The 20,220-nt window shown below is 60.4% G+C and carries 18 protein-coding genes; 4 read left to right on the top strand and 14 right to left on the bottom strand.

Annotation, left to right across the window (positions count from 1 at the left end):
- Position 1: 1 nt before the first annotated feature.
- Complete coding sequence (gene yihA / locus ACIX8_RS16565) at positions 2 to 616, bottom strand: ribosome biogenesis GTP-binding protein YihA/YsxC (protein WP_014266520.1); 615 nt, start codon at positions 614 to 616, stop codon at positions 2 to 4.
- Positions 617 to 999: 383 nt separating this feature from the next.
- Between yihA and glgX the strand changes: the two genes are divergently transcribed.
- Entirely contained in the window at positions 1,000 to 3,162 is a 2,163-nt protein-coding gene (glgX, locus tag ACIX8_RS16560; protein ID WP_014266519.1) for a glycogen debranching protein GlgX, read from the top strand.
- Positions 3,163 to 3,255: 93 nt separating this feature from the next.
- Here glgX and rfbG read toward each other — a convergent pair whose 3' ends face one another.
- A complete protein-coding gene (gene rfbG, locus ACIX8_RS16555; RefSeq protein ID WP_014266518.1) occupies positions 3,256 to 4,329 on the bottom strand; it encodes a CDP-glucose 4,6-dehydratase in 1,074 nt (357 codons plus the stop codon).
- A gap of 98 nt (positions 4,330 to 4,427) precedes the next feature.
- The gene (rfbF, locus tag ACIX8_RS16550; protein WP_014266517.1) at positions 4,428 to 5,198 is read right to left on the bottom strand and encodes a glucose-1-phosphate cytidylyltransferase; all 771 of its coding nucleotides are present in this window, start codon (positions 5,196 to 5,198) and stop codon (positions 4,428 to 4,430) included.
- Positions 5,199 to 5,380: 182 nt separating this feature from the next.
- On the opposite strand from rfbF, the gene rfbH reads away from it, so the two are divergent.
- Positions 5,381 to 6,718, top strand: a complete 1,338-nt coding sequence (rfbH, locus tag ACIX8_RS16545) for a lipopolysaccharide biosynthesis protein RfbH (protein WP_014266516.1) — start codon at positions 5,381 to 5,383, stop codon at positions 6,716 to 6,718.
- A 395-nt stretch (positions 6,719 to 7,113) separates the two neighbouring features.
- On the opposite strand, the gene ACIX8_RS16540 is transcribed toward rfbH, so the two are convergent.
- Complete coding sequence (locus tag ACIX8_RS16540; protein ID WP_014266515.1) at positions 7,114 to 8,169, bottom strand: NAD-dependent epimerase/dehydratase family protein; 1,056 nt, start codon at positions 8,167 to 8,169, stop codon at positions 7,114 to 7,116.
- Between the two features lie 96 nt (positions 8,170 to 8,265).
- Between ACIX8_RS16540 and ACIX8_RS16535 the strand changes: the two genes are divergently transcribed.
- Positions 8,266 to 9,603, top strand: a complete 1,338-nt coding sequence (locus tag ACIX8_RS16535) for an MFS transporter (protein WP_044178883.1) — start codon at positions 8,266 to 8,268, stop codon at positions 9,601 to 9,603.
- 54 nt (positions 9,604 to 9,657) lie between these two features.
- Here the strand turns inward: ACIX8_RS16535 and ACIX8_RS16530 are convergent, their stop codons facing one another.
- The 6 genes from ACIX8_RS16530 to ACIX8_RS16505 all read right to left on the bottom strand — a co-directional run bounded on the left by ACIX8_RS16530 (position 9,658) and on the right by ACIX8_RS16505 (position 13,908).
- Positions 9,658 to 10,080 carry a peptidase inhibitor family I36 protein gene (locus ACIX8_RS16530; RefSeq protein ID WP_014266513.1) on the bottom strand — a complete coding sequence of 141 codons (423 nt, stop codon included), beginning with the start codon at positions 10,078 to 10,080 and terminating at the stop codon, positions 9,658 to 9,660.
- A gap of 156 nt (positions 10,081 to 10,236) precedes the next feature.
- Entirely contained in the window at positions 10,237 to 10,521 is a 285-nt protein-coding gene (locus ACIX8_RS16525; protein WP_014266512.1) for an ankyrin repeat domain-containing protein, read from the bottom strand.
- A gap of 2 nt (positions 10,522 to 10,523) precedes the next feature.
- Entirely contained in the window at positions 10,524 to 11,135 is a 612-nt protein-coding gene (locus tag ACIX8_RS16520; protein ID WP_014266511.1) for a D-sedoheptulose 7-phosphate isomerase, read from the bottom strand.
- 140 nt (positions 11,136 to 11,275) lie between these two features.
- On the bottom strand, positions 11,276 to 12,316 hold the full coding sequence (locus tag ACIX8_RS16515) for a glycosyltransferase family 2 protein (protein WP_014266510.1): 1,041 nt from the start codon (positions 12,314 to 12,316) through the stop codon (positions 11,276 to 11,278).
- A gap of 71 nt (positions 12,317 to 12,387) precedes the next feature.
- A complete protein-coding gene (locus ACIX8_RS16510; protein ID WP_014266509.1) occupies positions 12,388 to 13,014 on the bottom strand; it encodes a GtrA family protein in 627 nt (208 codons plus the stop codon).
- Positions 13,015 to 13,056: 42 nt separating this feature from the next.
- Positions 13,057 to 13,908 carry an SDR family oxidoreductase gene (locus ACIX8_RS16505; protein WP_014266508.1) on the bottom strand — a complete coding sequence of 284 codons (852 nt, stop codon included), beginning with the start codon at positions 13,906 to 13,908 and terminating at the stop codon, positions 13,057 to 13,059.
- Between the two features lie 270 nt (positions 13,909 to 14,178).
- Here ACIX8_RS16505 and ACIX8_RS16500 point away from each other — a divergent pair, with 270 nt between their 5' ends.
- Positions 14,179 to 15,024: an SDR family oxidoreductase gene (locus ACIX8_RS16500; protein ID WP_014266507.1), complete on the top strand. Its 846-nt coding sequence runs from the start codon at positions 14,179 to 14,181 to the stop codon at positions 15,022 to 15,024.
- A gap of 254 nt (positions 15,025 to 15,278) precedes the next feature.
- Here the strand turns inward: ACIX8_RS16500 and ACIX8_RS16495 are convergent, their stop codons facing one another.
- The 4 genes from ACIX8_RS16495 to ACIX8_RS16480 all read right to left on the bottom strand — a co-directional run bounded on the left by ACIX8_RS16495 (position 15,279) and on the right by ACIX8_RS16480 (position 20,165).
- Positions 15,279 to 16,058, bottom strand: coding sequence for an SDR family NAD(P)-dependent oxidoreductase (locus tag ACIX8_RS16495; protein WP_014266506.1), 780 nt, complete (start codon positions 16,056 to 16,058; stop codon positions 15,279 to 15,281).
- Positions 16,059 to 16,265: 207 nt separating this feature from the next.
- Positions 16,266 to 17,123: an SDR family oxidoreductase gene (locus ACIX8_RS16490; protein WP_014266505.1), complete on the bottom strand. Its 858-nt coding sequence runs from the start codon at positions 17,121 to 17,123 to the stop codon at positions 16,266 to 16,268.
- Positions 17,124 to 17,323: 200 nt separating this feature from the next.
- On the bottom strand, positions 17,324 to 18,181 hold the full coding sequence (locus ACIX8_RS16485) for a sugar phosphate isomerase/epimerase family protein (protein WP_014266504.1): 858 nt from the start codon (positions 18,179 to 18,181) through the stop codon (positions 17,324 to 17,326).
- A 154-nt stretch (positions 18,182 to 18,335) separates the two neighbouring features.
- Positions 18,336 to 20,165 carry a thiamine pyrophosphate-binding protein gene (locus ACIX8_RS16480; protein WP_014266503.1) on the bottom strand — a complete coding sequence of 610 codons (1,830 nt, stop codon included), beginning with the start codon at positions 20,163 to 20,165 and terminating at the stop codon, positions 18,336 to 18,338.
- Positions 20,166 to 20,220: the final 55 nt, after the last annotated feature.

Here is a 20,220-nt window from a genome sequence, read left to right as displayed (position 1 = left end):
CTCAATCCTGGATCAGATTTGTGATTTCTGGCCACAGGGTTTTTACGCCGGCCTCGGTCTTGGAAGAGACCGGGAGGATGCGATCGACGCTGTGGGCCTTCTTGAGGGCTGTCAGGGACTTCGTTAGCTGGTTGCCGCCGAGGCGGTCGGACTTGGTGGCTACGACCAGGTAGGGCCGCTGCATCTGCTGCAGGGCGTTGATCAGCATCGTGTCGCTCTCCTGCGGGGGGATGTTGGAGTCGACCAGGCAGATGCAGAGGGAGAGCTGTTCGCGCTCGTTCAGGTAGGGCTCGATGAAGGTGGGCCACTCCGCGGAGATCGACTTTGAGATCTTGGCGTAGCCGTAGCCGGGCAGATCGGCGAAGATGAGCGAGGGGCGGGCCGCAAATTTCTGGGGTGTTCCGTCGTGGAGCGCGAAGAAGTTGATGGCGCGGGTGCGGCCGGGTGTGGATGAGACCTTCGCTTCCTTGGAGCCGAGCAGTTTGTTGATGAGCGAGGACTTGCCGACGTTGGAGCGGCCCAGGAAGGCGACCTCGGGGGCGTCGCCGGTGCGGACGCTGTCCGGGAAGTGGTCGGGGCTCATCGCGGAGAGAAGGAACTTCGGAACGAAACGCATAAGTTTGAGCTTACCTGCTTTTTAATGGGAAAGATCGCAAGGATGAGAACCAGAAGCAGGCAGGGTAGGTGCCGCGAGCGCGATCCAGCCAAGTTTGAGAATGGCGCTGAGGCGCGTTCCCTCAGCGGCTAAAGCCGCATTCCGGTTCGAGCATTTACGGCACGGGTAGACCCGAGCCCTTAACGAGGCAGAACTTTTTCCGCATCCGAACAACCTCTTTAGCAGTTGCGATTGTTTTGGATGTCGAAGCCGGAGCACCCTTACAGCTTGTGCGGCGCATCTATCGAGTTGCGGCTATGCGCGAGTTGCGTGCAGAGTTAGCGATTACGGTGGGCCAAGGCTCTACTACTTCACGTTCAAGTTCGAACACAGATTGAGGACAAATGGAACGCACATTGTTGCCGGGAAAGCCCTATCCGCTGGGCGCTACATCCAGCCCGCAGGGAACGAATTTTGCTCTGTACTCGGAGAACGCTACTGCTGTGAAGGTGTGCTTCTTCGATGAGTCCGGCAAGCAGGTAGACTGCATCGCCCTGAAGGAGCGGACGGCCTTCGTCTGGCATGGCATGGTCCGGCACATCAAGCCTGGGCAGCGGTATGGTTTCCGCGTCGACGGCCCCTGGGAGCCGGAAAAGGGGCTGCGCTTCAATGCCTCCAAGCTGCTCGTCGATCCCTATGCCAAGGCACTCGCAGGCGAGGTGGACTGGAAAGCCCCCATCTTTCCTTACGATATCGAGTCTGGGGACGATACGAAGAAGTGCGGCAAGGACAGTGCGGACGGCGTGCCCAAGAGCATCGTGATCGATAGTACGTTCGACTGGGGTAACGATTGTCCTCCGCAGACGCCGATCGCCGATTCGATCATCTACGAGATGCATGTCCGGGGTTTTTCGAAGAACAATCCCGAGGTGCCGGAGAATTTGCGCGGCACGTATGCCGGCCTCGCGCACGATGCGAGTATCGGGTACCTGAAGAAGCTGGGGATTACCGCTGTTGAGTTGCTGCCGGTGCATCACTTCATCGATGAGGGCGACCTGATCGATAAGGGCCTGCGCGATTACTGGGGCTACAACACGCTGGGCTATTTCGCGCCGATGTCGCGCTACAGCTCCAGCGGCGACGACGGTGAGCAGGTGCTCGAGTTCAAGCAAATGGTGAAGCGGTTGCACCAGGAAGGCATCGAGGTCATTCTCGACGTGGTGTACAACCACACGTGCGAGGGCAATGAGAAGGGCCCGATGCTTTCGATGAAGGGCGTCGACAACACGACGTACTATCGCACGCTGCAGGACAATCCTCGCTATTACATGGACTACACCGGCACGGGCAATACGCTCAACGCCTATAACCCCCAGGTGCTGAAGCTGATCATGGACAGCCTGCGCTACTGGGTGTCGGAGATGCACGTTGACGGCTTCCGCTTCGATCTGGCCTCCACTTTGGCGCGCGAGCTGCACGATGTGAACAAGCTCGGCGCGTTCTTCGATACGATCCACCAGGATCCGACGCTGGCCGATGTGAAGCTGATCGCCGAGCCGTGGGACGTTGGCGATGGCGGCTACCAGGTGGGCAACTTTCCAGTGTTGTGGGGCGAGTGGAACGGCAAGTATCGCGATACGGTGCGACGCTTCTGGAAGGGCGATAGCGGACAGCTCTCGGAGTTTGCGTACCGCCTTACAGGATCGAGTGATCTGTACCAGGGAGATGGCCGTACGCCTGCGGCTTCGATCAACTTCATCACGGCGCACGATGGCTTCACGCTATGCGACCTGGTCAGCTACAACGAGAAGCACAACGAGGCCAACGGCGATAACAACCAGGACGGCGCGAACGATAACGATAGCTGGAATATGGGCGCGGAAGGGCCGACCGACGATGCGAACATCAACAATCTTCGCGAGCGGCAGACACGAAACTTCCTGGCGACGCTGATGCTTAGCCAGGGTGTGCCCATGCTTGCGGGTGGTGACGAGTTCTCTCGTTCGCAGCGCGGCAATAACAACTGTTACTGCCAAGACAATGAACTGACCTGGTACGACTGGAAGTTGGATGATTCGAGAAAGCGTCTGCTGGAGTTCACGGCAAAGCTCATCGCTCTGCGCAAGGAGCATCCGAACCTGCACCGGCGCAGGTTCTTTCAGGACCGCCAGATTCGCGGCTCGGTGGTGCGGGATGTCGCCTGGTATGGCACGGATGGGAACGAGCTTTCAGACGAGACATGGGGTGAGGGTTGGAACAGGTCGCTGGCTGTGATGCTCAACGGCAAGACCCTGGGCGTGATGGATGAAGACGGCCATCAGGTCTTCGACGACAGCTTTCTGATCATCGTGAATGCCGCGGACCAGGGAGTGGAGTATATGCTGCCGGAGCCGCCGAATGGGGTTCCGTGGAAGCAGGTGCTCGATACGGAGAACATCGACGACCCTTTCAGCGAGGCCGAGGTTGCGGAGAAGGTGATCGTTGGCGGGCGTGCGGTGCGGGTCTATAGCGATTGCGGCGAGCATGTGGGGCAGGCGGAGAAGCATCGGCCGGCGAAGACGCTGTAGGTTTGGGCGTTCGGTTGCGAGTAGCGAGATTCGAGTTGCGAGTCTCGTTACTCGCTGCTCGGATCTCGCTACTGATGGAAGCCGTAAGTCAGGTTAGCGGGCTGGGTTCAATTTCTCGTACGCCGAGATCTGATCGAGGGTGAAGCGGTGCATGTCTTCGCCTGACTGCCAGGCCTTGTACCAGTCGACCAGCCAGTGCAGCGTGGTTTCGAGCCGCAGGCGAGGGTGCCAGGCGAGCTCTGCGCGGGCGCGGCTGGCGTCGAGCTTCAGGTAACCGGCCTCGTGGACGCCGGGGTCCTCGTCGAGCTTCCAGCTGGCGTTGCCGCCCCAGAACTGTGTCATGCGCTCGACGATCCAGCCGACCTCCTGCGCATCGTCGTCGGAGGGGCCGAAGTTGAACGCGGTGGCGTAGCGGGGATCGTGGGTCAGCAGGTGCTCGGCGAGCAGGATGTAACCCAGCAGGGGCTCCAGCACGTGCTGCCACGGACGGATTGCGTGCGGACGGCGGATGAGTACGGGCTCACCAGCCAGGAAGCCGCGAACGAGATCGGGGATGAGGCGGTCGAGCGACCAGTCGCCTCCGCCGATCACGTTGCCGGCACGACCGGTGGCGAGGGCGCACTGGTGCTCGGCAAGTTTGCTGACAGGGAAGTAGCTCTGGCGATAGGCCGCGGAGACGATCTCGGCGCAGGCCTTGGAGCTGGAGTAGGGGTCGTAGCCGCCGAGGGGATCGGTCTCGCGATAGCCCCAGAGCCACTCCTTGTTCTCGTAGCACTTGTCGGTGGTGACACTGACGACGGCGCGAACGCTGGGCGTGCGGCGTACGGCGTCGAGCACGCGTGCCGTGCCGATGACGTTGGTCTCGTATGTGCCGATGGGGTCTTCGTAGCTGTAGCGCACGAGCGGCTGCGCGGCGAGGTGGAAGACGACCTCGGGAGCGAAGTCGCGCAGGGCTGGTTCAAGCTTCGATGAATCGCGAATGTCGCCGCGAATGTCTTCGATCACGCTGCCGATCTTGGCTGCCGTGAAGAGGTTGGGCTCGGTGCTGGGGTCGAGCGCGTAGCCGCGTACGATGGCGCCCTTGGAGGCGAGCCAGAGGGCCAGCCATCCGCCTTTGAAGCCGGTGTGGCCGGTGAGGAAGACGCGCTTGCCTTGCCAGAGGTTCATTATGGGTGTTGCGTTTTGCGTCGAGCTCAAAGGTCGTTTCCCTCAAGGGCTAAAGCCCGATGGTTCCAGCATGGTTATGGCTTGGCTTACTGGCGCGATTACCAGATCTTCCAGGGAGCCTTGCCTTTGCTCCAGAGATCTTCGAGTTGATGTTTGTCGCGCAGCGTATCCATCGCCTGCCAGAAGCCGTGATGGAAGAAGGCGTGGACTTCGCCTTGTGCGACGAGCTTCTCGATGGGCTCGCGTTCAAACATTTGAGAGTCATCGGTGACGGCCTCGATGGCCTTGGGCGAGAGTACGAAGAAGCCGCCATTGATCCAGCCGCCTTCGTCCTGCGGCTTCTCCTGGAAGGAGTAGATCTGCGTGTCCTTGAGCCCGAGGGCTCCGAAGCGGGCCACCGGCTGCACGCTGGTGAGCGTGACCTTCTTGCCGTGCTTCTTGTGGAAGGCGATGGAGGCGGGGATGTCCACGTCGGCCACGCCGTCGCCGTAGGTCATGCAGAAGGCCTCTTCGCCTTCGAGATACTTTGCGACACGGTGCAGGCGTCCGCCGGTGCCGGTGTTTTCGCCGGTGTCCACGAGGGTGACGCGCCAGGGCTCGGCGTCGGTGTTATGCACGATCATCTTGTTCTCCTTCATGTCGAAGGTGACGTCGGAGGTGTGCAGGAAGTAGTTCGCGAAGAACTCCTTGATGATGTAGCCCTTGTAGCCGCAACAGATGATGAAGTCGTTGATGCCGTGCTGCGAATAGATCTTGAGGATGTGCCAGAGGATGGGACGACCGCCGATCTCCACCATCGGCTTGGGACGGAGGCTGGTCTCTTCTGAGATACGAGTGCCGAGGCCGCCGGCAAGAATGACTGCTTTCATGTGTTTGCGTCCTTTTGAGGCTCCCTCTATGGTATCGCGCGGTGAGAAGGGCAGCTTGATGTCTATTGCTATGACTGCATTTGGAGGAGTTCAGTTGTCAGTTGTTTGTGTAGTCCTGGTTGTTATCTGACAACGGACAACAGGCAACCGTTTCTCCTGCTTTGCTATCCTTGCAAGTATCTATGAGTGAGCGGTCCGAGCAGCTACGTCAACAAATTCTCCAACTTACTGCCGAGTTTCATGCCGAGGCCTTTGCCCGGCGTGATTTCGTGCCGGGCAGTTCGGTGGTTCCGGTTTCAGGCAAGGTGATCGATGCCGCCGATATGAGCGCCGTGGTGGACTCCGCGCTCGATGGCTGGTTTACGACAGGCCGCTGGGCCAAGGACTTCGAGCGCAAGCTGGCGCGGTTCTTTGGGCTGCGGTCGGCGTCGCTGGTGAACTCAGGTTCGTCGGCCAACCTGGTGGCGCTATCGGCTTTGACCTCGCCGAAGCTCGGCGACCGCCAGTTGAAGCCGGGAGATGAAGTAATTACCGTCGCCGCGGGCTTTCCGACGACGGTGAACCCGATCTTCCAGAATCGGCTCGTGCCTGTGTTTGTCGATGTGACACTGCCGACCTATGAGATCGATGTGACGAAGCTCGAAGACGCACGCAGCGAGAAGACCAAGGCTGTGATGGTCGCGCATACGCTGGGGAATGTCTTCGATCTCGATGCGGTGGTTGCGTTCTGCAAAAAGTACAACCTGTGGCTTGTGGAAGACTGCTGCGACGCGCTGGGTTCGACGTACAACGGCCAGAAGGTCGGTACGTTCGGCGATATCGCCACGGTGAGCTTCTATCCTGCGCATCACATCACGATGGGCGAGGGCGGAGCGGTTCTGACCGACAAGCCCGCGCTGCAGGTTTTGATCGACAGCTTTCGCGACTGGGGCCGTGATTGCTGGTGCGAGCCGGGTGTGGATAATACCTGTGGAAAACGGTTCGACTGGCAGTTGGGCACGCTGCCTTGCGGCTATGACCACAAGTACACGTACTCGCATGTGGGCTACAACCTGAAGGCGACCGATATGCAGGCCGCGCTGGGTGTGAGCCAGATTGCGAAGCTGCCGGAGTTCATCGAACGGCGCAAGGCGAACTTTGCGTATCTGAAGAATGCTTTGAAGCCCCTGGAGCAGTACGTGGTATTGCCGGAGGCGACGCCGAAGAGCGACCCGAGCTGGTTTGGATTTCCCATCGGCGTGAAGGCGGATGCTCCTTTCAAGCGCGATCAACTGACCAAGGCTCTCGAGGCCCAGAAGATTGGCACGCGTCTTTTGTTTGCGGGGAATTTGTCGCGGCAGCCTGCGTATGAGGGCTGGGAGTATCGCGTGGTTGGGGAGATGACCAACACCGATTACGTGATGAACAATGTGTTCTGGATTGGGGTCTTTCCGGGGCTTACGAACGAGATGCTGGACTTCATTGCGAAGACGGCGATTGAGTTTGTGGAGCAGGCGAAGGCTGGGTTGGTGGTGGTTTAGTTTTTTGTTCTTTTGATGAGAAGGTGCACCTACGGGAGTGATATCAATCTCTGCCGTAGGTGTTTTTGGTTTTGCTGTTCTGGTTTAGCTTTTGCTTTTTTGGTTGTCATTCCGAGCGGAGTGAGTGAACCTGCTGTCTCCCGTTCTTTGCCAGGGACTTAGAAAACACTATGCGCTGAGATAAATTTTGGCTTTCCAGTTCTGCCTAAATATCTCTTGGGCGACCCAAGCGAAAAACGGGAGACAGCAGGTTCACTCGCTCCGCTCGGAATGACAAGCAGAAAAGCAAGGGCAAAAGCAAGTGCAAAGGCAGAAACAGATTCCCTGCGGGAATGACAACCAGAAAGGCAGAGGCAAAAGCATTCTGTGCGATTGCGTGCGCAGTTTGGAACTGGTCAGATATTGTCTTTCACTGCGTATCCATGCCAGGCGGCGGTACGTCGCAGCGCTTCGTTGAGGGGGATGGTGACCTTCAGTCCTAGTTCGTCGCGGGCTCGTTCGATGCTGGGGACGTAGCTGTTGAGCGGGGCTGCGGGGTTAGGTGTGCCGTCGATCTGGAGGGGCAGGCCGGGCCGCAGGAGGGCCGCGGTGAGGCGTGCTGCTTCCGCGATGGTGTGGCCCTTGTCGGAGCCTACGTTGTAGGCACGATTGGCTTGTCCGCGCACGAGCATCGTCCAGAGCCAGAGGCTGAGGTCGGCCATGTAGAGCCAGGAACGGCGCGGTGTGCCGTCTCCCTTGATGTGGATCGGCGTGCCGGCAATGGCCGCGCCTAGGAAGTTGCCGATGGCGAAGTGCTGATCGAGAGGCAGGTGGGGGCCGACGAAGGCGAAGCAGCGGGCGATGACTGCCTGGAGGTCGGTTCCGTGCGAGTAGGCTACGCAGAGGTGCTCGGCCATGCGCTTGGCTTCGTCGTAGGAGCTTTGCAGCAGTAGAGGGTCGGGGGCGCCGGTGTAGGTCTCGGGCGTGTGTTGCAGCGTCGTGGAGCGGCCGTAGACCGCGCCTGTGCTGGTGTAGAGCAGGCGGGTAGCCCCGGTCTCTTGGGCGAACTGCAGGACGCGGCGGGTACCTTCGAGGATGGACTCCGCGAGTTCGTAGGCGGGACGAGAGGCTTGTTGACCACCGGAGTCCGTCGCGGCGTGCAGGATGTGGGTGTGCGGCTCGGCAGGGAAGGCGAAGGTGCGGATATCACCTTCGAGGAGGGTGATCGCTGGATCATTTGCGATGTGCGGGGCTTTGTTTTGGAAGGATGCGGCGTTGCGCGTGAGGACCGTTGCGCGGATGTTCAGTGAAAGCTCGCGATTGGCATGGAGCAGCGACTCCAGCAGCCAGTGTCCGAAGAAGCCAGTACCGCCGGTGATGAAGAGGCGGGCGTCCTGCAGTGCGGTAAACGATTCGTGCGCATGCTTGAGGATGTGGGCGAGGTCTTCGGGGGGCAGGGGGCGGGGTGCCATCTTTCCAGTATGCCTCCTTGTGAGATTGTGAGAGTGCAATCCACACGATTCATTGATGAGTCTATGGCGGTCCGTCGCGCGTCTCATCCGAAGACCATGAATCAGAAAACAGCCTCCACGGATCAACTGTCAGGTGTCGAGTCGCGCGGGCGATTCTCCCATGCGTGGCGGGCGTTGCGGCATAGGAACTTCAAGCTCTACTTCGCGGGGCAGAGCATCTCGTTGATCGGTACCTGGATGACGCGGGTGGCGACGAGCTGGCTGGTCTACCGGCTGACGAAGTCGGCGCTGCTGCTAGGGGTTGTGGGGTTTGCCGGGCAGATCCTGGCGTTTGTGCTGGCTCCGGTGGCTGGCGTCATAGTGGAGCGGCTCGACCGGCGCAAGCTGTTGGTGTGGACGCAGGTGCTGGCGGCGGTGCAGTCGCTCGCAATGGCCGGGTTGACGCTGGCAAAGATCATCACCATTCACGAGATCATTGCGCTCAGCGCGTTGCAGGGGCTCATCAATGCGTTCGACATGCCCGGGCGGCAGGCCTTTACCGTGCAGATGGTCGAGGACAAGAAGGACCTCAGCAATGCGATCGCGCTGAACTCGTCCATCGTGAATCTGGCGCGGCTGATAGGGCCGGCGCTGGCGGGTATTGTGATCGGCGCGGTGGGCGAGGGTTGGTGCTTCCTGATCGATGGCGTGAGCTACTTCGCGGTGATTGCCTCGCTGTTGGCGATGCGGGTGAAGCCGCTGGCCATGCGCCGCGCGACGACGTCGATGCTGGAGCAGTTGCAGGAGGGGTGGTCGTATGTGAGCACCTTTCGGCCGATTCGCACGATCCTGCTGCTGTTTGCGCTGCTGAGCCTGATGGGCTGGCCGTTCATGGTGCTGCTGCCGATCTTCGCGGGTCAGGTGCTGCGTGGCGGGCCGCACACGCTGGGCTTTCTGACGGGGGCCTCGGGCATCGGCGCTCTGGTTTCGGCGATATCGCTGGCGATGCGCAAGAGCGTGGTGGGGCTGACGCGGATGATCCAGATCGCCGCTGCGATGTTCGGCGGAGGGTTGATCCTGTTTGGGTTGTCGCACGTGTTGTGGCTTTCGCTGCTGCTGATGCTGTTCGTCGGCTTCGGGATGATGCAGGGGCTGGCGGCGAGCAACACGGTGATCCAGACGCTGGTGCCGGAGGACAAGCGCGGGCGCGTGATGAGCTACTACACGATGGCGTTCGTGGGGATGTCGCCGTTCGGCAGCCTGCTGGCGGGTGGGTTGGCGCATCGATTTGGAGCACCGTATACGGTGATCATGACCGGTGCGTGCTGCGTGTTGGGAGCGGTTTGGTTCACGGTTGAGCTGCCGGCGGTGCGGAAGATTATGCGGCCGATCTACCGGGAGATGGGGTTGTTGCGTGACCGTGAACCCAATCTGGAAGAGGGCGCGGGAACGTAGTAGACGTAAAGAGACGCGCCATGGTGGCGCGTCTCTTTGTAAGGTAGACAGCAGTTAGCGTACGACGATGGACGAGATGCGGTCGTTCCAGCCGCGAAAGGGGCCGTTGCTGGTGTATCCCAGATCGGGAACGGTGCCAAAGCTGACGCTCGGGCCGCTAAAGTTGCGGGCTGCGAAGGCAGTTACGCGAACGCGCCCAAAGGTGCGAATGGACGAGATGCTGTGGCCATAGCCCCCCGGGAGAAATGGCAGGCGGTCGCCGGCGCGAACGCAGAAGCGACGGCCACGGAAGTTTGCATCGGTAAAGAAGCAGGCTCCACGGTTAGGCGTGGGGTAGCGGTCCCACTCGGGACGATAGGTGCCAGGCTGGCCGTTATAGATCCACGGGCGGTTTTGGGGTTGTGGGTACTGCGCTTTGGCCACGCCGGATGCGCCGAGGACGATGAAAGCAGCGAATGCGAGAACGATAGGCTTCATGACAGACTCTCCAGGTTGATTGGGTGCAGAAGCGACAATTCACGATAGGGAAGAGCGGCGAAGGATAGACGCCCTCGTACAACGTGAATATCGTCTCAGGAAAGGTATCACTCAAAACCTGGTTTCGGCTGTATCTCAATGGTTCGCGTAAGGTCCTTAGGCTCCGTGCCCGTGGAGAAGCTCGATGAAAGCGGTGTGGCCTTTTTGGGTAGCGATGCTGAGCGGGGTGTCGCCCTTGCCGTTGAGGGCGACGAGATTCGCACCCTTTTCGATGAGGAGTTGGCCTAGCGGGACGGAGCCCTCTACGGCGGCGAGCATGAGGAGCGACCAGCCGTTCTGGTTGGTGAGGTTGGGGTCGAGGTGTTGGTCGAGCGCGGTGCGAAGAGCTTCTTCGTCGCCGCGCTTGATCACGGTTTGGGCTGCGCGATAGGAAAGGGACATGATTATTCCGCCAACTGCTGCGGCTTCTTGCCGAAGTCTGCGCCGAAGTAATAGCGCTCCACCACCATGCAGTAGATGTGTTCGAGCGCGAGATGCGACTCCTGGATGTTCATCGTCACATCCGAGGGGATGATGACGTTGATGTCGGCGAGTTCTGCCATCGTGCCGCCCTTGTTGCCGGTGTAGGCAACGGTATGGATGCCCAGCTTCTTCGCGAGCTTCAGTGCCTTAACGCAGTTCTTCGAGTTGCCGCTGGTCGAGATCGCGAGCAGTACGTCACCTTCGAGGCCGAGAGCTTCTACCTGGCGCTCGAAGACGTTGTCATAGCTGTAGTCATTGCCGATAGCGGTGAGGATGCTGGAGTCGGTGGTGAGGGCGACCGCGCGCAGGGCGGGGCGGTCGATGGTGAGGCGCGAGACGAACTCGGCGACCAAGTGCTGGGAGTCGGCGGCGGAGCCACCGTTGCCGCAGACCATCAGCTTCTTGCCGGACTTCATGGCTTCGGCGGTGATGCGTCCTGCTTCGACGACGGCGGTGTGGATGGCCTCGTCGTTCAGGACTTTGGTCATGGTCTCGATGGACTGGGCGAGTTGTTTGCGGATGAGATCTTGCATGGGACTCCTGGGGTGGGGCTGGCGAAGAGCGGGAGGAAGCAGGTTCCTCGCGGTGCTCGGAATGACAACTAGAAAGGCAAGAGCAAAAGCAGATTCCCTTTGGGAATGACAACTAGAAAAGCAACGGCAACTGCAACGGATTAAGACGGCGAAGCGATGTTAGTGGTTGCCGCGACGACGAGTGGGTTGCCGGAGGTGATGCCGTTCAACGCTACGGGGTTGGGCTTGGGATAGCCGAAGCCCGATTCGAAGTTCACGCGCGTGAGTTCGACGGCGTAAGGACGGTGCTGGAGCTGTGTATAGATCGCGCCGACGTACTCACCCATGATGCCGAGGAAGACCAGCATCAGCGACTGGATGAAGAAGAGGCCGATGATCATGGGCGCGACGCCGACGGTGAAGGTCGACCAGAAGAGGAGCTTGGCGAGCAGGTAGCCGAGGGCGATGACGAAGCTGAGCCCCGCACCGAGGAAGCCCGCAAAGGTGGCCAGGCGCAGCGGCACCTTTGAGTGGTTGATGATGCCCAGCATTCCGATGTCGTACAGCGTGTACCAGTTGTTCTTGGTGATGCCGAACTTGCGGGCTGGCTGGTCGTAGAGCAGCTTGACGGTGGGCAGGCCGATCTCGGCGATCATGCCGCGAAAGTAGGGGTACGGGTCGTCGAAGGATCGCACCAGCTCTACCACCTTGCGGTCGTAGAGGCCGAAGCCGGTGTAGTTCTGGATGGTCTCGATGGAGCTGAGCCGTTCGGCGAGCCTGTAGTACTGCTTGCGCAGCCAGAACATCAGCGAGTTTTCCTCGCTGGTGCGCTTGATGCCGAGCACGCAGTACGCGCCGTTCTCCCACTCGCGGATCATGTCAGCGATCATTGGCGGCGGGTCCTGCAGGTCGGCGACGATGGAGATCACGCAGTCGCCACGGGACTGAAAGAGCGCGTGGATCGGCGAACGGATGTGGCCGAAGTTGCGCGAGTTCACGATGATCTTGACGTTGGGGTCATCGGCGGCGATCATCTTCAGGATTGCGACGGTGTTGTCCTGTGACGAGTTGTCGATGAAGAGATGCTCGTACTCGTACTTGCCGATGCCGACCATGACCTCGCGCACCTGGTTGTAGACGTTGAGGACGTTTTCTTCCTCGTTATAGCAGGGCGTCATGATGGTGATGGTCTTTTGGCTCACTGAGATAAGACTCCTGAAGGGTTGGGTCAAGTTTATCTGATGCGAAAATTGCCGTCCGCGTGGGACAGAAACTAGGCGGCGGGTTTGACCTTGAAGGTCACCTTCTTGTGCCCGATGAAGCTGTAGATCGTGGTGAAGCCCATGACGATCGCGATGGCGAGGTAGCCGGCCATGGCCCTGCCGGTGGCGACGTGCTGCAGGAGTGCCAGCGGTTTGCCTCCGAGATGGCTTTCGACAGCGCTCAGGAAGGCGTGAAGTGAGACCGCATGGCGATGGATGACGGACTGCAGGAGACGCGTGATCGCCGCGAGTGCGATCAGGCCTGGAATCATGCTGGTGCCGTAGACGGCGAAGCACTTGAGCCACTCGCTCAGATAGTTGCCCTTGGTGCGGAAGACGAAGAACTTGTAGCCGAAGTAGGCGACAGTGATGTTGAACGGGGTCGAGATGACCGAGGCGAGCACGGCCTTTAGGGAAAGAAGCTGTTCGGGGTGAAACAGGTTCAACAGGGTCAACGCTATGACCGAGGTGGTGTATCCGAACAGAGAGTTGAAGACGCCGACACAGAGATAGCGCACGAACTGGCCGCCGGGAAAGAGGCTGGCGAAGCCACCCTTCTGCGGTGTGTCGACTTCCGGAATCGCCGGAACGCCAACGACGGGTAGGTGCTCGCGGGACTGAGTGGTTTCGGGGTTCATAGGAGCTCTCCTGTGGGGTGAGGGCCTGGCCCCCGAAACGGATTACAGAACGCTGCGACCGCCATCGACGATGAGGTTCTGGCCTGTCATGTAGGAGCTGGCGTCCGAGCAGAGGAAGAGGATCGCGCCCTGGTATTCGTCCTTGTGGGCCATACGTCCCATAGGGATGAGCTGGTGGAGCTTGGAGGTGAACTCGTCGGGCTGGTCGGCGAAGACGCCGCCGGGGGAGATGGCGTTCACGCGGATGTTGTGCGCGGTCCAATAGGTGGAGAGATAACGGGTGAGACCGATCAGCGCGGTCTTTACGACTGAATAGGTCACAGGCTTTACGGGCTGCTGGTCTTCGGGGAGGCCTTCTTTGCGGTAGAGGCGCTGGTCGGGCGCGATGACGCCGAGATCGCTGGCGACGTTGAGAATGACACCGGCGTTGCGCTTCACCATCTCCTGGCCGAAGATGCGCGAGCAGAGGAAGGCTCCCGTGAGGCCGACGGCGATGTCGTCGTTCCAGATCTTGAGCGGGAAGTTCTCCAGGCGAGACCACTGCTTGGGCTCGGCGTGGGGATGGGATTCAACCTTCGGGTTGTTGGCGGCGTTGTTGATGAGGATGTCGATGCGGCCGAACTTGGCGAGGATGGCGTCGCGGGCCTCTTCGAGTGAGGCTTCTGAGGTGATGTCTGCGGCGAGGCCAAGGCACTCGGGGCCGTGGGCCAGGGTGAGCTGCTCGGCGCGCAGTGCAGGGTTGGCGCCTGCGAGGTCAAGCAGTACGACGTGGGCGCCAGCAGCGGAGAGGATCGCTCCGTGGTGATAGCCCAGCAAGCCTGCTCCGCCGGTGACGATGGCGACGCGGCCGGTGAGATCGAAGAGGGTCTGTGCGCGATTGGGAACGGTAGTCATAGGGGCCTCTTCAGTATCGCAGGTGGTGGCGGGTTCAAAGCGCGCCTTTTTGTAGGATGCTTTTTTTGATCGAGATCCCCAAAGATTGGGTAGTGGATCAGTTTGAATCCCCTGGAAAATTTGCAATCGTGAATACGAGGTAAAGGCCATTCTTTCCGCGGATAGGGCGCTCATGGAATAAATGTGTGAGATTCGTGTCTTTCTAAGCGAGCACTCCGGACTTAAGGCAAATCGCCGACGGAGCGCCATATTGCAATCGAGGAGTTTTACGTGGCTACGGTCCTGGTAACTGGAACAAGCAAGGGTATTGGATTTGAAACGGCATTGGCGTTCGCTCGTGCTGGACATCATGTATTTGCCACCATGCGCGATCCGGCGAGGGCTCCGAAGCTGGCCGAGGTTGCCGCAAGTGAAGCGCTTTCAATCACCATCTCCCAGATGGACGTCGACTCGGACGAATCGGTTCGCAAGGGGATTGCAGAGGTATTGGCTAATTGCCATCTGGACGTACTGGTCAACAATGCGGGCCTGGAGGGAATGGGCTCCGTGGAAGAGCAACCTCTGTCTGAGACTCGCGCCATCATGGAGACGAACTACTTTGGCGCGATTCGTTGCATGCAGGCAGTTCTGCCCGGCATGCGTCAGCGTCAGAGTGGTTGCATCATCAACGTAACCTCCGTCGCTGGCCGAATTGCAATCCCTTCGCAAGGTGCGTACTGTGGCTCCAAATTTGCACTCGAAGGCTTGACTGAAGCGCTGGCGAGTGAGATGAAGGCCTTCAATGTTCGGGTTGCGCTGGTGGAGCCTGGCGCCATCGATACAGCGATGTCACAACGTGTCGCGGCTTTAGCGCCCAAATCGATTTACAGCCAGTGTGGACGTTTCACTGCGATCGTTGCAAACTCCCTGCAGCAGCCGGTGCCGCCATCGCTGGTGGGCCAGAAAATCCTCGAAGTGGCCGATAGCGGTACATGGCAGCTCCGCCACCTGGCAGGCCCGGACGCCGTCCCCTTCATGGAGATGCGCAAGAGACTGACAGATGAGGAATGGGTCGAGTTGTGGGCGGCGAGCGACGAGGTCTTTTTTGCTCGCTTGATGGAAGAGCTGAGCCGGTAACTGTGTAGACCCCAATATTCCCGTTATGTGGATATTGGGGTCATCGCACCAAACGTGTAATACCTTGAGCGATACGGGACGCCGATCACGGGCATGGGGAAACCAAGCACGATACGGTGGTGCTGTCAGCAGATGGAAATACCCTGGTCATTACAGATACGACGACAACGCCGAGCGGCGAAGCCGTGGCGCACCAAGTGCTTCATCGTCAACGCTGATGCAGGAGCCCACTGTTTTGGGGTGAGTCTAGAGAGCTACAGGCTGCGTGTCTGGCCGCCGTCCATGACGTAGCAGGAGCCGGTGGCGAAGGCGGCCTGTGGTGAGCATAGGTAGACCGCCAGCGAGGCAATCTCTTCCGGGGTGCCGAAGCGCTGCTGTGGGACTTCGTTGTGCAGCATGGCCTCGACGGACTCGCGACGGTTATTCAGGTGGCGCTCCCACGAGCCGCCGGGGAAGTAGATGTTGCCGGGAGCGATGGTGTTGACCCTGATCTTCTTCGAACCGAGCTGGCGCGCGAGGTTCTTGGAGTAGTTCACCAGCGCGGCCTTGGCGGCGGAGTAGGGCAGCGGGGCGGGGGTGGCTTCGATAGCCACGATGGAAGAGATGTAGAGAATGCTGCCGCCGTTGGAGTTGGAGAGCAGATCCGGGAGAACGGCCTGGGTCAGGCGGGTCGAGGCGAAGAAGTTCAGCTCGAAGAGGCGCTCCCACTCTTCCTCGGGCTGGTCCCAGCCGGGCTTGCCGCTGCCGGTGCCGAGGTTGGCGATGAGGTGGTCGATGCGGCCGAAGTGATGGACGGTGCGCTCCAGCGCGCGGGAGATCGTGGCGGCATCGGCGAAGTCGCCGCGAATGGCAAGGATGCGGTCCTGGTTGATCGGTGTGGTGAGTTCGATCTGCGTGCTGCGCAGGGAGGTCTCGTCGCGGCCGGTGAGCACGACTCGCGCACCTTCCTCTAGCAGCGCGGCAGCGATGGCACGGCCGATTCCGCGGGAGGAGCCGGCGACGAAGACGACCTGGTTGTCGAGACGAAGATCCATGCGGGTAGTTTAGACGCTAAGGACAGGGGTAGATTGTTTTACGTTGCTAAACGGATACTCGCGTATCTAGACCGATAAGGTTATGGCTCCGTGCGGCAGGCAATCGTGCCAGCGTGAGCAACCTGCAGGTCTCTCCACTTCGGCGACAGAGAACGTCGCCTTCGGTCGAGATGACAAATTTGGGGTAGGTCTACCGGAGGGTGACCTCTAGACGGCGGTCCAGCCGCCGTCTACGTTGAGGTTCTGGCCGGTGACATAGGTGCTGGCGTCGGAGGCGAGGAAGATCAGAGCTCCGCAGAGTTCGATCGGGCGGCCGATGCGGTTGAGCACGGTGTAGCCCTTGAGCTTTTGTACGAAGGGAGAGTCTTCGGCGACGGAGTTCTGGCCTTCGGCGTCTTCGGTGTTGGAGAAGGGGCCGGGTGAGATGCAATTGGCGCGGACGCCTTCGCGTCCCCAGAAGCTGGCCGTGTAGCGCGTAAAGGCGGCGAGGGCGGCCTTGGAGGCGGAGTAGCCGGGTGGGTTGAGTGAGGTCGTGCCCTCGTAGAGTTGGGGGCGCGGTGCGACAGAAGCGTACATGGTTGCGATGTTGATGATGGAGCCGCGGTGCTGCTCTTTCATCTTGATGCCGAGGCGCTGGGTGGTCTGCACGGCCCAGTAGACGCCACCTTGCAGGTTGCGCTGCCATTGGTCGAAGGTCGAGTTTTCGAGCGAGCCTTCAGGGACGTTGAAGCCGGTTGCCGAGCCCAGCTCGTGGGCGTTGTTGATGAGGATGTCGATGGATTTTTCTTCCGCAGCGATCTTGTCGCAGAGCTCGTTTAATTCTGCGACGTTGTACATATCGATCTGCGCTACGGAGATCTTGTCCGCGCCGAACTGGTTGGCCCAGGTTTTGGCTTCGCTCTGGAGGCGTTCGCTGCGGCCTAGCGCGACGACGCGGGCTCCGTTGGCGAGGAGTGCCAGGGCGAAGGTGCGGCCCAGGAAGCCGGAGGCGCCGGTGAGGACGGCGGTCTTGCCTTCGAGGTTGAAGAGGGAGTTGAGCTTGAGGTCGGCGGCGGTGATGGGCATGAAGGCTCCTGGGGCAGGCTAACGAAGAACGGGAGACAGCAGGTTCCTCGCTGCGCTCGGAATGACAACCAGAAAGGCAAAAGCAACGACAAAAGTAAGGGCAACGACAAAAGCAAAAGCAGATTCCCTGTGGGAATGACAACAAGAAAGGCAAAGGCAAAGGCAAAAACAACAGCAAGAGCAAAGGTAGAGGGATGCGGCTACCAGTATTTTTTTACGAAGTCGAGTTGGCTCTTGATGAATTCGACCTCGTCGTTGTCTGCGCCGCGGGCTACCTGTAGTGTTACGCCGCCCTGGTAGCTGATGCTGTTGATGGCCTTGAAGACATCGTCGAAGTTTGCGGAACCGGTGCCGAGAGGGCGGGTTTCTACGCCGCCTTCGGGCTTCTTGTAGCGGTCCTTGATGTGGACCGAGCCGATGCGGTCACCGTAGGCGGCGAACTCTTCGGTGGCGATGTAGCCGAGGCCGGAGCTGTTGCCCGAGTCCCAGTTTACTTTGAGCATGGGATGCGGGATGCGCTTGAGGAAGTCGGCGAAGTCGGTGGGGTTGAAGTCGGCTTCGAGGTGGAGTTCCACGCCGTTCTTCTCCGCGACGGGAAGGGCGCGTTTGAGGATCTCGATGACGGTCTGTCGTTCGTACTCGCCGTTGATCTTTGAGTTGTCTACGAAGGGCAGTACTATGCGAGTGGCTCCAATACGCTTCGCGATGGTAATGAGGTCGTGCAGGTGGCGCTCGCGGCGTTCGCGTTCCGCCGGAGAGCAGCGGATGAGCGGGACGTCCATGAACCAGTCGCCGCAGAGTGCCGGGGTAGCGATGTTGTACTCGCGCTTGAGGGCGTCGAATTCGGTCAGGCCGGCTTCCGTGAAGATCGGGTTGGCGATGCGGCCGGTGGAGTCCTTGCCTTCGCCGTAGGCATCGTGGATCCATTCGATGTAGTCCAACCCGGCGGCCTTGGCGCGGGGGAACTCTTCGCGCCAGGCGCTGCGGGGGAAGGATTGGAAGCGGCCGTCTTCCGGGGGGGAGAGACGGCCTTGCATGATGCCGTAGGTGTGGGACATGGGACCTCAAGGAGAGGTTGGGGCGCAGCGGGAAGCAGGTTCCTCACTGCGCTCGGAATGACAACCAGAAAAGCAAAGGCAACGACAACAGCAAATGCAGGAAGCAGATTCCCTGCGGGAATGACAACCAGAAAGGCAAGAGCAACAGCAAGAGCTATTCCGGCAGTGGTTTCACGATCATGTTGGCGAGGAACTCTTCGCGTGGCAGGAAGGGGAACAGGTCTTCCAGCGGTTTTGAGACGAAGCTGCCATCCGGCTTCTGGTAGCTCTGGAGGCGCGGTGCGCGGACTTCGTCGGGCAGCACGTTGACGTCGCAGAGCACTGGGCCCTTCATGTCGAGGACCTTGCGGACCTCGGCGCGGAGGTCGGTCTGGTCCTTGATGACATGAGTGCCTAGGCCGTAGCTGGCACCTACCTTCGAGAGGTCCGGAATCGTGAGGCCGGTGTTCTTGTCGGCGCCGATGTTGGGCTTGCCGAAGTAGGCCGTCTGCGAGGCGCGGATGGAGCTATAGCCATCGTTGTTCAGGACGAAGAACTTGATTGGAAGCTGGAGGCGATGGATGGTCTCGAGCTCCTGGATGTTGAACATGAAGCCGCCGTCGCCGTCGACTGCGATGACCTCGCGGCCGGGATTGGCGATGGAGACTGCGATGGCCATCGGGATGGCGTAGCCCATGGAGCCGAGCCCCGCGGTGTGGTACAGGCGCTGGGAGTGCAGCGTGGGGCAGGCGAGCAGGTAGATCTCGATGCCGGAGCCGCTATTGCCTACGACGAGGCGGTCGTTGGGGCTGACCTCTTCGCCGAGGACTTCGGCGAGATTGAAGATCGAGACCAGGCCTTCGGGCTTGCGGTGCTCGTCAGTGACAACGGGATAGCGGGTCTTCCAGTCGGCGCAGCGGGCCAGCCAGGCGTCGATGTTGCGCGGCTTGAGCTTGTCCTTGTGCTTGAGCAGTTCGGTGAGGAAGTCCTTGGCGTCGGCGCAGACGGGCTGTTGCAGGTAGGGGTGCAGCTTGCCGAGTTCGGCGGCGTCGATGTCGACGGCGATCTTGTGGGCCTCGCGAGCGAGGTTGTGCGGTGCGTAGCCGGTGATCGCGAAGTCCAGGCGCACGCCGATGGCCAGCAGGAAGTCGGAGTTCTGCAGCGCGAAGTTGGCGCCGCGAGCCGCTACCGAGCCGGGACGGCCTACGTAGGTGGCATCGTCGGAAGGGACGAGATCGGCGGCGCACCAGGTGGCGACCGTGGGCACGCCCAGATACTTGCGCAGTTCTTCGAATTCTTTTTCAGCGCGAGCGAGACGGATGCCGTTGCCGGCGAAGAGCAGGGGGCGCTCGCAGGCGTTGAAGGCCTCGATGGCGCGGGCTACTTCCTCAGGGATGTTGGAGGTTCCGTGGATGAAGTCCGCATGCGCGTACTCTGCGGGATCGAAGCCACGCAGTTCGGTCTCGTCGATGGGCGAGGCCTGCACGTCGAGCGGGATGTCGATCCAGACCGGGCCGGGGCGGCCGTTCATCGCGAGGTAGACGGCCTTCTCGAGGTGGTAGCGAATGTCCCTGGGCTCGAGGATGGTCTCGGCGTACTTGGTGATCGGACCCACGATGGAGCAGATGTCGACTTCCTGCACGCCGAGCTGGCGCATGCCGAGCGGCTTGCCGGTGACGGCGTCGAACATGCGGTCGGGGCGCTTGACCTGGCCGGAGATGAAGAGGGTCGGGGTAGAGTCGAGCCACGCGCCGGCCACGCCGGTGACCGCGTTGGTGCCGCCGGGGCCGGTGGTCACCATGCAGACGCCGAGGCCGTTGGAGGCCTTCGCATAGCCTTCGGCGCAGATCGCAGAGGCCTGCTCGTGCGAGTTGCAGATCGAAGTGATGCGGGACTCCGCGCCGAGCGACTGGTTGAGGTGCATCGCACCGCCGCCGGTAACGAGAAAGACATTCGTAATGCCCAGATCGGCAACGAACTTCAGAACATAATCGGAGAGCTTCATTGGCACCTATCGTAAACCGTTGACAAAGGAAGAGGAACTCGAGGCGATTGGCTAT

The organism is Granulicella mallensis MP5ACTX8, assembly GCF_000178955.2.
Classification (GTDB): Bacteria; Acidobacteriota; Terriglobia; order Terriglobales; family Acidobacteriaceae; genus Granulicella; species Granulicella mallensis.
The sequence above is the reverse complement of the archived record's forward strand: the minus strand, read 5'-3'. Positions and strand labels throughout refer to the sequence as shown.

Coding starts and splice junctions, on each gene's coding strand:
- yihA (WP_014266520.1), bottom strand. CDS start 616: ATGCGTTTCGTTCCGAAGTTCCTTCTCTCCGCGATGAGCCCCGACCAC.
- glgX (WP_014266519.1), top strand. CDS start 1,000: ATGGAACGCACATTGTTGCCGGGAAAGCCCTATCCGCTGGGCGCTACA.
- rfbG (WP_014266518.1), bottom strand. CDS start 4,329: ATGAACCTCTGGCAAGGCAAGCGCGTCTTCCTCACCGGCCACACCGGC.
- rfbF (WP_014266517.1), bottom strand. CDS start 5,198: ATGAAAGCAGTCATTCTTGCCGGCGGCCTCGGCACTCGTATCTCAGAA.
- rfbH (WP_014266516.1), top strand. CDS start 5,381: ATGAGTGAGCGGTCCGAGCAGCTACGTCAACAAATTCTCCAACTTACT.
- ACIX8_RS16540 (WP_014266515.1), bottom strand. CDS start 8,169: ATGGCACCCCGCCCCCTGCCCCCCGAAGACCTCGCCCACATCCTCAAG.
- ACIX8_RS16535 (WP_044178883.1), top strand. CDS start 8,266: ATGAATCAGAAAACAGCCTCCACGGATCAACTGTCAGGTGTCGAGTCG.
- ACIX8_RS16530 (WP_014266513.1), bottom strand. CDS start 10,080: ATGAAGCCTATCGTTCTCGCATTCGCTGCTTTCATCGTCCTCGGCGCA.
- ACIX8_RS16525 (WP_014266512.1), bottom strand. CDS start 10,521: ATGTCCCTTTCCTATCGCGCAGCCCAAACCGTGATCAAGCGCGGCGAC.
- ACIX8_RS16520 (WP_014266511.1), bottom strand. CDS start 11,135: ATGCAAGATCTCATCCGCAAACAACTCGCCCAGTCCATCGAGACCATG.
- ACIX8_RS16510 (WP_014266509.1), bottom strand. CDS start 13,014: ATGAACCCCGAAACCACTCAGTCCCGCGAGCACCTACCCGTCGTTGGC.
- ACIX8_RS16505 (WP_014266508.1), bottom strand. CDS start 13,908: ATGACTACCGTTCCCAATCGCGCACAGACCCTCTTCGATCTCACCGGC.
- ACIX8_RS16495 (WP_014266506.1), bottom strand. CDS start 16,058: ATGGATCTTCGTCTCGACAACCAGGTCGTCTTCGTCGCCGGCTCCTCC.
- ACIX8_RS16490 (WP_014266505.1), bottom strand. CDS start 17,123: ATGCCCATCACCGCCGCCGACCTCAAGCTCAACTCCCTCTTCAACCTC.
- ACIX8_RS16485 (WP_014266504.1), bottom strand. CDS start 18,181: ATGTCCCACACCTACGGCATCATGCAAGGCCGTCTCTCCCCCCCGGAA.
- ACIX8_RS16480 (WP_014266503.1), bottom strand. CDS start 20,165: ATGAAGCTCTCCGATTATGTTCTGAAGTTCGTTGCCGATCTGGGCATT.